General features: G+C 68.1%; 9 protein-coding genes. 6 read left to right on the top strand and 3 right to left on the bottom strand.

Annotated elements, in window-relative coordinates:
* Positions 1 to 269: 269 nt before the first annotated feature.
* Together ACWFQ8_RS33065 and ACWFQ8_RS33060 are read left to right on the top strand one after the other, a co-directional pair.
* The gene (locus tag ACWFQ8_RS33065) at positions 270 to 1,862 is read left to right on the top strand and encodes an ISL3 family transposase (RefSeq protein ID WP_453789976.1); all 1,593 of its coding nucleotides are present in this window, start codon (positions 270 to 272) and stop codon (positions 1,860 to 1,862) included.
* A gap of 166 nt (positions 1,863 to 2,028) precedes the next feature.
* Entirely contained in the window at positions 2,029 to 2,766 is a 738-nt protein-coding gene (locus ACWFQ8_RS33060) for a barstar family protein (protein ID WP_453789975.1), read from the top strand.
* Positions 2,767 to 3,666: 900 nt separating this feature from the next.
* Here ACWFQ8_RS33060 and ACWFQ8_RS33055 read toward each other — a convergent pair.
* Positions 3,667 to 4,215 (bottom strand): putative immunity protein, encoded by a 549-nt coding sequence (locus tag ACWFQ8_RS33055; RefSeq protein WP_453789974.1) that lies wholly within the window; start codon positions 4,213 to 4,215, stop codon positions 3,667 to 3,669.
* A 139-nt stretch (positions 4,216 to 4,354) separates the two neighbouring features.
* On the bottom strand, positions 4,355 to 4,999 hold the full coding sequence (locus ACWFQ8_RS33050) for a TetR/AcrR family transcriptional regulator (RefSeq protein WP_453789973.1): 645 nt from the start codon (positions 4,997 to 4,999) through the stop codon (positions 4,355 to 4,357).
* 52 nt (positions 5,000 to 5,051) lie between these two features.
* Between ACWFQ8_RS33050 and ACWFQ8_RS33045 the strand changes: the two genes are divergently transcribed.
* Positions 5,052 to 6,038 carry a GNAT family N-acetyltransferase gene (locus ACWFQ8_RS33045; RefSeq protein WP_453789972.1) on the top strand — a complete coding sequence of 329 codons (987 nt, stop codon included), beginning with the start codon at positions 5,052 to 5,054 and terminating at the stop codon, positions 6,036 to 6,038.
* Positions 6,039 to 6,701: 663 nt separating this feature from the next.
* On the opposite strand, the gene ACWFQ8_RS33040 is transcribed toward ACWFQ8_RS33045, so the two are convergent.
* The gene (locus tag ACWFQ8_RS33040) at positions 6,702 to 7,325 is read right to left on the bottom strand and encodes a class I SAM-dependent methyltransferase (RefSeq protein WP_453789971.1); all 624 of its coding nucleotides are present in this window, start codon (positions 7,323 to 7,325) and stop codon (positions 6,702 to 6,704) included.
* A 63-nt stretch (positions 7,326 to 7,388) separates the two neighbouring features.
* Here ACWFQ8_RS33040 and ACWFQ8_RS33035 point away from each other — a divergent pair, with 63 nt between their 5' ends.
* The 3 genes from ACWFQ8_RS33035 to ACWFQ8_RS33025 all read left to right on the top strand — a co-directional run bounded on the left by ACWFQ8_RS33035 (position 7,389) and on the right by ACWFQ8_RS33025 (position 9,739).
* The gene (locus ACWFQ8_RS33035) at positions 7,389 to 8,051 is read left to right on the top strand and encodes a TetR/AcrR family transcriptional regulator (protein ID WP_453789970.1); all 663 of its coding nucleotides are present in this window, start codon (positions 7,389 to 7,391) and stop codon (positions 8,049 to 8,051) included.
* A gap of 670 nt (positions 8,052 to 8,721) precedes the next feature.
* Entirely contained in the window at positions 8,722 to 9,138 is a 417-nt protein-coding gene (locus ACWFQ8_RS33030; RefSeq protein ID WP_453789969.1) for a hypothetical protein, read from the top strand.
* 118 nt (positions 9,139 to 9,256) lie between these two features.
* Positions 9,257 to 9,739, top strand: a complete 483-nt coding sequence (locus tag ACWFQ8_RS33025; RefSeq protein WP_453789968.1) for a GIY-YIG nuclease family protein — start codon at positions 9,257 to 9,259, stop codon at positions 9,737 to 9,739.
* Positions 9,740 to 10,117: the final 378 nt, after the last annotated feature.

The raw sequence follows: 10,117 nt of genomic DNA, 5'->3' as shown, positions 1-10,117 counted from the left end.
CGCGCTCGGTACGTGGCCCACGCCCACCACCTGAACCGAGTCCCGTAGCGCGCGAGGTGGTCAAGTGCAAGTACCAAAGTGCTTCCGAAACTCGGTTCTGGCACAGATCTTGGGGAGTCGTCGCGGAGCGTTACCCCGTTGTTCGATTGCGAGGAGACGGGTTCGCGCGAGACCGCGTACGCCTTGTCGTCCAGCGATCAGATTTGACGCTCCCTCAGGTCCCTGCCGCCCGCTGCTGCAGCCGGTTGTGGCCGGTGATGGTGCTGGTCATGCAGACCGATGCACCGTTCTGGGACTCGCTGGTGTTCGACGGAATCGACGATGTGGATGTTGAGGCGGTCACAGCCGCGTTCGGCACGGTCGAGGTGGCGGCGAGAGGCCGCGCGGCCGGCTCTGCATGTCCGGACTGCGGCCGTTTCTCGGACCGAGTCCACGACCGCTACCAGCGCAGGCTGAAGGACCTTCCGCTCGCTGAGCAGGGCTTTGTGATCCTGCTGACGGTCCGGCGCTTCATCTGCGGGTCGGCGGACTGCCCGCGCCGGACGTTCGCCGAGCCGTTCTCGCAGCTGGCTGCCCCGCACGCACGGTTCACCACGCGGCTCAACCACGCCCTGGAGCAAGTGGGGCTCGCACTGGCCGGGCGGGCCGGCGCCCGGCTGGCGGCCCAGCTGGGCTTCGGAGCCGGCCGGATGACCTTGCTACGGAGGGTCATGGCATTGCCCGATCCCCAGTTCGGTACCCCGCGCGTGCTGGGCGTGGACGACTTCGCGATCCGCCGCGGCCAGACCTACTCCACCGTCTTGACCAGCGTCGAAGACCATCGCGTGGGCGACGTGCTCCCGACCCGCGAGGCCGGGCCGCTGGCCGCCTGGCTGATCCGCCACCCCGGCGTGGAGATCATCTGCCGGGACCGGGCCGGCGCATACGCCGAGGGAGCACGACGCGGTGCCCCAGACGCTCTGCAGGTCGCCGACCGGTTCCACCTGTGGCAGGGCCTCGGCCGAGCCGTGGAAACCTGCGTTGCCGCCCACCGCGACTGCCTGCGCGATCCTTCGCCCGGCGGCATGTTGCCGGAGGCCACCCGACTGACATCCGGCCGACCGCCGGACGACCCGGCGCCCATCGGCCGGCGGGCTGAGCGAAAGAAGGCCGCGCACGCCTTGGTCCACGAGCTCCTTGCTCAAGGTCACTCGCGCCGAGCGATCGCCCGGCACCTGGGCTGGGGCCTCAACACCGTGCTCAGATACGCGAACGCCGCACGTTGGCAGGACACCATCCGCGACAACCGGCCCCGGCCCAGCAGGCTGGACCCCTACAAGCCCTACCTGGAGCGACGATTCGCCGCAGGATGCACCAGCGTCACCCGCCTCCACAGTGAACTCGTTGCCGACAACGCGCCCGTCACCTACCAGATGGTCCGCAGCCACATCGCCACCCTCCGAGGGGCTCCGGCCGGCGCGCCGCCCCGGACTCCGACGGTGCGGCAGGTGACCGGCTGGCTCACCCGACACCCCACCGCGCTGAGCGAGGACGACCGCGCCGGTCTGAAGGATGTCCTGGCACGCTGTCCCGAACTAGACACGGTCGCCGGACATGTCCGCGACTTCGGCGAAATACTCACCGACCGCCTCGGTGCCAGGCTCCCTGCCTGGATCGGCGCAGTCGACGCAAGCCAACTGCCCGGCCTCACCGGCTTCGCAGTGCACCTGCTCCGAGATCTCGATGCCGTGACAGCCGGACTCACCCTCCACTGGAGCTCCGGCAGCATCGAGGGCGCCGTCAACCGCATCAAGAAGATCAAGAGGCAGCTCTACGGACGAGCTGGCTTCCACCTGCTGCGGAAGATGATCCTGCTGCAGTAGCCCCGCAATACAAGGACGGCGCCGAAGCTCAACCCTTCCGCTGTCCGTTCGCATTGAAGATGGTCATCGGCAGCCTCCTGACCTGGGCGGACGGCACTCGTTGAGCACGATCTTCCCTCCCTTAATCACTCGGGCTCCGAGCAGATGCCGTGCAAGGATCTCCCCCATGATGACCAAGCCCACTCTGACGGAACACCGCTCTCCATGGGTCGTGTTCACCTCCCCGGCCGACCCATGGCTGGCGTCGGAAACGGCCGCGCTCGTGCAGCGAAACGGTCTGGTCCTGCGGCTGGACGGCCGGGAGATGACGGATCCAGCGTCCGTCTTCCGCACCTTCGCCCGGGAGCTGTCGTTCCTCGGCTACTTCGGCCACAACTGGGACGCACTCGTGGACTGCCTCCACGACTGGCACGGTCCCGGCCACGGGAACCAGGACCTCGCGATTCTGATCGAGCACGCGGACGACCTGCTGAACTCGGACTTCCTCGGGGTGTTCGTATCGGTTCTCGCCCAGGCAGCCTGGAACTCCAACCTGCGCCTGGACGGCGACGGCGAGCTCGATGAGTGGCGGCAACGAATAGCCCAGCACTTCGTCTTCCTCCTGGACCACACTGCACCCGTTGCCTTCACGGAGAAGGCGGCCCGCGGCATGGACGTGGCCGTGGCGCTCGCGGACGGCCGCCTGCTCGCCACCCTGACCGACGTCGACTGGCCAGGCGGAGACCCCGCGTCCGCCCCCTGGACGGCCGGCCCGCTCTCCTTCGCAGACAAGGAGATCCTCAGCGGCATGACCATCAAGGCCATCAAGCTGTTCCGAGACCACCTCGGTTGCTCGATCCACGAGGCCCTGGACATCCTCCAGTCCCGCTCTGAGCACCTGCACCGCGAACATTCGGACGGATGAACGACGGGCCGCGCCAGCCAAGCAACGGGATTCGCCGAGTAGACGCCTCAACTGGACGAGGGCCGTCCTCGAACACCGCAATGACTCTCCGCGACCACTCCCCAAGATCTGTGCCAGAACCCGAAACTCGGCAACATCGGTTCTGTCGACCGCAGACCGTTCTCGGCGCTGACCAACAATCGCTGCTGGATCTCGGCGACAAAGCCAACCGCCAGGAGCACGGCGGCCCCGCGGCCTGACCCGACGGTCAGCCGATGTTCACCCAAGAGGTCCAGGGCGACGGGTTGAGGTTGTTGCCGTTGGCGCCGTCACGCCGCATCACGTAGAAGCGGATTTTCCCGTCCTCGCGCATGTCGTAGTTGCAGAAGCCGACGGAGCCCCCGCCTCCCGTCTGGTGGCACTCGCCGCTGCGTCCGTAGTTGGTTTCCCACTTGACGACGACCCTCAGGCCGTCAGACTTCGAGTCCTCGACCAGGCACCGGCGTAGTCGTCCACGGTCTGGCAGTAGTCGAATGCACCCTGCGCGTATGAGTCTGCCACCGGGATGGTTCTGCCGTGGAGATCTCGTCCACCGCGTGCGCGGGGGTGATAGCCAGAACGGTGCCAGCGATGGCCATGGCCGCCGTTCCTATGAGCCGAAATCTCCCTGAGTGCCTCCAGGTCGCAAAATGATCATGTTCCGGTCGTTGATCCTGCCCCATCGACTGACCCGCGACAGGTGCGGTCGCGCTCGGCCAACGCCAGACGCCGCCGCCAGCCGACGGGAGCGGGGTGGCGGCGGGCCGGTAGACCGACTTCGCGGCGCCAGCCGTCACGCCGCCCCAGGGGTGTATCGCGGTGGTGAAGCCGCAGGCGGGTACCCACATCACGGGAGCTGATCAGGGCGCCGTGCGCTGAAAGTCACTCAGCGATGGTGAGTGAACGAAGGTCAGCGTCCAGCATGCGGATCAACTCGCCAACCCGTCCGCCGCCACGCGGCGCCGCCGGGAAGCGTTTGAGCACGTCAATGACGACTGGTGTCGCACGACGCGCCGTCTGCTCGATGCTTTCGGCACCAACGCTCCGGTCCTCGCCGGCGACGAGTTCGGCTGCTCTGGCCGCGTAGGCGCCGGCTCCGAGGATGTGCTTGACCTGGGTGGCCTTGGCCAACGGATGCAGGTAGGCGGCGCCGGCCGCAGACATCGCAGCCCACGCTGCCTCTCGGGCAGCGGCAGTGTCCGCGTCCTTGGCCGCTTTGAGGGCGGCGGATGCTGTGTCGCGCAGAGACTTCCCGCGTTCGCCGCCCCGAGCGAACTCCCGCGCGGCACAGATAGCGTCTCGAGGCCGCGAGTCGTCCGGCTGATCGGCCTCGAACACCTCAAGCGCCGCCTCAGCACAGGCCGCAGCGAACGCGGCGATCTCACGAAGGTCCTGCTTGGTCAGAACGATCTCGCTTCGGTCCTCTGTCATGGGTTCCATCTTCATCGACTGCGCTGGACCGCAAGTTGGTAGGGGCGGCTCCGGCGGCATTTCACCAGCGAATTCAAGTTGGCAAAGGCTCGGTGATCACCAACCGGACAGACACATCCGATCAACTGACCGTCCCACGTCAGGGCCGTTCAAAGACGTCCGGGGCGGCTCGGCTGCCGTCGCTGTCGACCCGTAGCCGTGCGATCGCAGTGAGGAAGTCGTCGAGCATGGCGATCTGTACGTCTTTAGGGAATCGGCCGGGGTCGAAGAGGGCCTGCACGACGAGGCCATGTGCGAAGGCGACGGCGCCTGCCGACAGTTGTTCCGGATCGGCGTCTGCGGGCAGCTGGCCGAGGTCGCGCGCGACCTCGAAGTGGGGGCTGATGGCCGAGCGGAGGCGGGTGTATCGGTCGGCCTGTTGCCTGGCCAGTTCATCGTCGGCGAGGGAGAGGTCCCAGGAACTGACCCAGATGCGGTTTCGGCCAGTGTCGTCCGAGGTCAGCGGCAGAATGTCCAGGAGGGCGGCGCGTACGGTGGCGAGGCCGGGTCCGGGACGTGCGCGGCGGGGCCTCTGTGCGGTGCGGTGCTCCAGCAGGTCCAAGGCATGTTGGATCAGGGCTCGTTTCGTCGGGAAGTAGTGCATGAGCATTCCGGTCGAGACGTCCATGGTGGCGGCGACCGCACGCAGGGTCAGGCCACCGAATCCCTTGTCGGCCATGACGCGCCAGACCGCCTCGGAAACGTCCTGGCGGCGGGCTTCTCGATCTCCGGGTGCGGGTGGCATGCTGCTAGCTTACGTACCGAACGCTTGTTACGCACCCGAGAGTGAGGCTTCCATGTTCACCATGCCGCTCGGCGACCGGGCCCAACTCCGCTCCCTCGAGCCTTGGCAGGCTCAGGAGTTCCTCGCTCATATGGACCGCGCACGGGACACCGTGGATCCGTGGATACCCTGGGCGTCGTTGAGCACCGACCGTGACTCAGCTACGGCCACCCTCCAGCGCTATGCCGACCGTGCGGCCCTGGACACCGGCCGGATCTACGGGATCTGGCTCGACAGCACACTGGTCGGCGGGGTGATGTTCACCCGCTTCGACAGTGCCTCCGGGGTCTGCGAGATCGGCTGCTGGCTGGAACGGGCGGCGGAGGGGCGGGGTCTGGTCACCCGCGCTTGCCGGGCGTTGATCGACTGGGCCTTCCGTACACGCGGGATGAGCCGCGTCGAATGGTGGGTCGCGGCGGGCAATACCCGCAGCCTCGATGTCGCACACCGGTTGGGCATGACCCGTGAAGGAGTGCTGCGGCGGCGCTCTCCCCACCGGGGTGTGCGGCACGACAGCGAAGTCTGGTCAGTCCTATCCGAGGAATGGCCCTGCCCCGGTGAGGCGTCCGAAGCGCCCGGCGCCGGCGTCAAGGCCGAGCTCGATCGGCTGATGGCAGTGTTCGCCGGCGCGTTTACCAACACCCGCGGCAGACGCCCTGATCTCGACGTCATCCGCGACGTCTTCATCCCGCGGGGCAGGATCATCTCGAACGTCGGGGGCGAGCCCGTGATCTACGACCTCGACGCCTTCATCGAGCCCCGCCAGAAGATGCTCAGAGACGGAACGCTGACGGAATTTTCCGAATGGGAGGTCTCCGAAAAAACCGAGATCTTCGGATCGGTAGCGCATCGGTTCAGCCGATACCGCAAGTCCGGCATCCACCAAGGTGAGTCGTTCCAGGGCTCCGGCCACAAGACCACCCAGTTCCTTCGAACTCCGGCAGGATGGCGTATCGCCTCGCTGGCCTGGGACGACGTGGCGGCAACCACTACGGCATGACTACACGGGCAAGTGCGCTCCCCGGCTATTGGCGCCGGTGAGCGCACCGGCAGCCCGCCAGTCGGTGAGTGCGCTCACGACTGCGTGCGTGACGGGCGCGGACATATGGTGGTCGGATATCGAAGGACTGGTGGAGGAGGCCGAACGGCTGATTCGGGATCAGGCGTGGGCCGTGACACCCGCTGACCGTACCGTCGCGGCAAAGGCCGCCGCCGACCTGCACGCCGCCGTGGCCCCCCCGGCAGTCCCGGCAGGCCCTCCCAGGAGTTGACCATTGGAACACTTGCGGGGAAGCATTCGCTGCTGTTGCCATCGCCCACGTCCACGGATGCCTGGCCTGGTTCCTCGGGGCAGCTGTCACCGTCCTCACGCCAATCCTGCACTGGCGCGCCATGCCCGCCGAAGACGGCCCCACCCTCGGCGCCGTCCCGTCGGCCCTCCAGCAGTACACGGCAGGAGAAGGCGCGATCCGCCGGCTCCAAGCCGCCCTCACCCGCATCGCCGCGGCCTGACACCAGACGACATGGCCACGATCTCGTTTAGGAACCGAACATCTATGCCCGCCGACGCGGCCCCCGCCTCGGACGGTGTTGCTATGTTCCCGCTGGTCACAGGTGCAATCCGCCATGATCGGAGTCACACTGCTTCTTTTACAGCCCCAACTCATGCGGCGGCGCGGCGCAGTGTGAACCAGAAAGTCGGGACCGGGTTTGTGCCCGGCGTCACGTCGGCCAGCTGCCACCCAGCGAACCTGGTGTTGAGTTCGTCCGCAGTGACGCCGGACCACGAGTCGTCAAACGCCCCGGGCCCGTAGCCGAACATCAGCAATCGTGCACCGGGGGCGGCACGCTTGGTGACGCCGGCGGTGTAGGCGTCGCGGCGGTGCGGTGGAATCCCGCAGTAGCAGCTCAGGTCGAAGAACAGGTCGTACGGCCCGGGCACACCCACCTCGTCGAGTCGGGTGGCGTCCGCGCACAGCACTGTGACGTCCGCTCCGGCCGCGGCGGCCTTCTCCCTCGCCTGCCGGACCGCGCGGTCGATCAGGTCGACGGCGGTCACCTGCCAGCCGTGTTGGGCCAGGTACACCGCGTTGGTCCCGGTGCCACAGCCGAGTTCGAGCACCTGGCCCGCCATCAACGCGTCGCCGGGCCCCTCTACCAGGGCCACGAGCTCGGGCGGCGTGACACCGCTGTCCCACGGCGGCTTACCGTCTCGGTAGAAGTCCTCCAACACGCCGCGCACAGAAGCCTCTTGGTCGAGCTCTGCAGCAGTCCGAGTCTCACTCATCGCTACCCCTCCAAGAAACTAGAGTCCATCTCTAATGTCTGACTCTAGAGATAGACTCTCGGCATGGATGTGGTCAAGGGATCCGACGGACAGAACGTCAAGCGCCCCGACAAGAGGGTTGAGCGCTCGCGGCGTACCCGCGAGAAGATCGTTGCGGCGGCGCGGGAGCTGTTCGTCGCGCAGGGGTACGGTGCGACAAGCCTTCAGGAGGTTGCGGATCGCGCGGGCGTGGCAGTCCAGACCGTGTACTTCGTGTTCCACAACAAGCGCGCGCTGTTCAAGGACGTCGTCGACACGTCGATCGCGGGCGACGCCGAGCCGGTCGCCACGATGGACCGAGACTGGTTCCGCGCGGCGTGCGCCGAACCCACTGCAGCCGGGCAACTGCGCATCCACGTGCGGGGCGTACGCGACATCCTCGGCCGGGTCGCCCCGATCATGCCGCTGATCGCGGCTGCGGCGGCCACGGACCCGGAGATCGCCGCGCAGTGGCCCGTCGGCCCTGACCCGCGCTATACCGTCCAGCACGCCGCAGCGAAGGCATTGACCTCCAAGCCCGACGCCCGCCCCGACGTCGATACCGCCCGCGCCGCCGACCTGCTGTATGGGCTGCTCAGTCCGGAGCTATACCTGATCTTTGTCCGCGACCGGGGCTGGTCCCCCGACGCCTGGGAAGAGTGGGCATGTGTGGCCTTGAGTGCCCACCTCTGTACAGACCACAAGTAGGCCACCGGGACTATGCCTTGGCGGTTCGCTCCCGTTCCTTCCGGGAGGTCGAACGCTTCGGGCTCGGCGCGGGTCGGGTCCGAAGAACCGGTGCCCGGGGCGCCTGGCCCGTCCAGGTGGTCTGAAGGAGGCGTGGGGTCCATGGGACGTCACAGCCGGGAGAGCGGACCGCCGGAGTTGTCGTGGTGGTGGAAGGCGCGCAAGTTCGCCCATGGCTGGGTGTATCCGACGATGTTCACGTACTACTCGGTGGTCTATGTGACGATCCGCCGCGACGGCGACGAGGTCGTCTGGGGCGGCTGGCGCGGGGCGGCCGGACCGCCCCGCCCCGCCCGAGCTGCGTTTCGACACCACCGCCTACGAAGTCGAGGTCCTGCGGGCCCGGGACGATGACGTCGTTCACCTGCTGCGGGCCTCGTTCCGCTATGCGGGCCGCCAGGACTGGGACAAGATCGCGAAAGCGCTGTCCACACGCCGAAGCCGAGCAGCCACCACCATTCGGTGGCCAGTCCTGCTGTGATCATGGCGGTCGCGCCGAGGGTGAGGACGATGATCCTGAGCCGCATGCGGCGGTCCGGAGTGGAGGTCATGGTCTGGCATGCCTTTCGGTCTCCCCAGCCGCGGCTTCCTTGGAGGTGGCTGCGTGCAGCTGCGGTAGTCAGCCGCCGACGTGGATGCCGGGGCGGCGGGCGGGGTCGGCCCCGAGGAGGCCGTCAGGCAGCCGCACCACGCGCTGGCCGTGCTCCTGCCGCCCCTGTGGACGCGCCGCCCGGCCGCTCTGCTGTCCGTCACCGCGCATCTGCGGGCCACCGGCGTATCCCAGAAGGACGCGGTGCTCGTCTCCGCCGTCCTGGTCCATGGCCCGAGCCAGCTCGTCCTCGCGGCGGCCGGTCCGCCCGCAGGGAACTTACCGGTGGACAGCCCGCTGCGGATCCGCCCGGACCGCCCGTGGGCCGAACCCGGTCTCGTGGAGAACCACACCACTCTCGGCGAGCGCCTGTTGACCACCGCCGAGGCCGCGCGCAAGCGCCTGGGCCGGTACTCCGGGCCGGGCGCGGAACTGATCAGACCCGTCTCCTCGCGCTGAACCGCCGTACACCACCTGTTCCCCACCCCCGCCGTGAGGATCCCAGGGCGGCTCGCCGCGCCCTGAGGGGCCAGCTGCAGGATCCGCTGGATCACCGGCCGGCCCCGGGCGCTTGCGGGTGATCTTCACCTCGACGCCCTCCAGGGCCTGCCCGAGCCTCATCCCGGTCATCGCCCGGACCTGCTCGGCGGCCATAAGCGTGGAGGACGACGAGGCGCTCCCGGGCCCCGACGAGCTGGCGGTGCCGGCACCCCTGGGTCCGGTCCGCCGGACTGTGCGGACGTACCTCGTCTGCGGGGAGGACTCCCCGCAGACGAAGATCGGGCGGACCACGGGCACCCTCAAGTCCCGGATGTCCCAGCTCCAGACCAGCCACCACGCCAGGCTCCTGCCGCTCCTGGACGTGGAGGGCGACTACGAAGGCGCGCTGCACGAGCGGTTCGCGGACTACCGGGTGCGGGGGGAGTGGTTCGACCTGAAGCCTTTCGGAGATCCTGCCAGGGTCGTCATTGACGCCTTGGCGGAGCTGGGACTGGATATCCGGACCAGCCACCGGGAAGAGCAGAGCGGAGCCCGCGCGGCCGACCGGACAGGCGGCTGACGCCCGGAGCAACAGGGCTGCGGGCTAGGCAGTCCCGCCCGGTCACACTCCGGGCAGATACGCACCTGGCTGTCACGTCAGCCTGTGAGGTCTGTGAGGCTCACAGACCACACCCGGCGGCATCGGGCGGGGCGCGGGGCTGCAGATGCGCGCGGTCGGCAACGAGCTCGCCGCGCGCCTGGTCGAGACCGTGCACCGCCTCGACCTCGCCAAATGCGCGTTGTCGATGGACCGCGCCAACGAGGCCCCACCGCCTTCCGTAAGGCGGTCGGCAGCTCGGGCACTAGGCAGTGTCTTCAAAGCGTTCTGATGGGGGATCATGTGTTGCATGGTGCGTCGTCATGAGCTGTCGGATCTGGAGTGGGAAGCGTTGTCCGC

This window comes from Streptomyces sp. NPDC055254 (genome assembly GCF_053606025.1).
This window is presented reverse-complemented; position numbering and strand designations above follow the sequence as displayed.

Bases quoted from the DNA above. Each gene is read 5' to 3' on its own strand.
- ACWFQ8_RS33065 (WP_453789976.1), top strand. From the start codon at position 270: ATGCAGACCGATGCACCGTTCTGGGACTCGCTGGTGTTCGACGGAATC.
- ACWFQ8_RS33060 (WP_453789975.1), top strand. From the start codon at position 2,029: ATGATGACCAAGCCCACTCTGACGGAACACCGCTCTCCATGGGTCGTG.
- ACWFQ8_RS33045 (WP_453789972.1), top strand. From the start codon at position 5,052: ATGTTCACCATGCCGCTCGGCGACCGGGCCCAACTCCGCTCCCTCGAG.
- ACWFQ8_RS33040 (WP_453789971.1), bottom strand. From the start codon at position 7,325: ATGAGTGAGACTCGGACTGCTGCAGAGCTCGACCAAGAGGCTTCTGTG.
- ACWFQ8_RS33055 (WP_453789974.1), bottom strand. From the start codon at position 4,215: ATGACAGAGGACCGAAGCGAGATCGTTCTGACCAAGCAGGACCTTCGT.
- ACWFQ8_RS33035 (WP_453789970.1), top strand. From the start codon at position 7,389: ATGGATGTGGTCAAGGGATCCGACGGACAGAACGTCAAGCGCCCCGAC.
- ACWFQ8_RS33050 (WP_453789973.1), bottom strand. From the start codon at position 4,999: ATGCCACCCGCACCCGGAGATCGAGAAGCCCGCCGCCAGGACGTTTCC.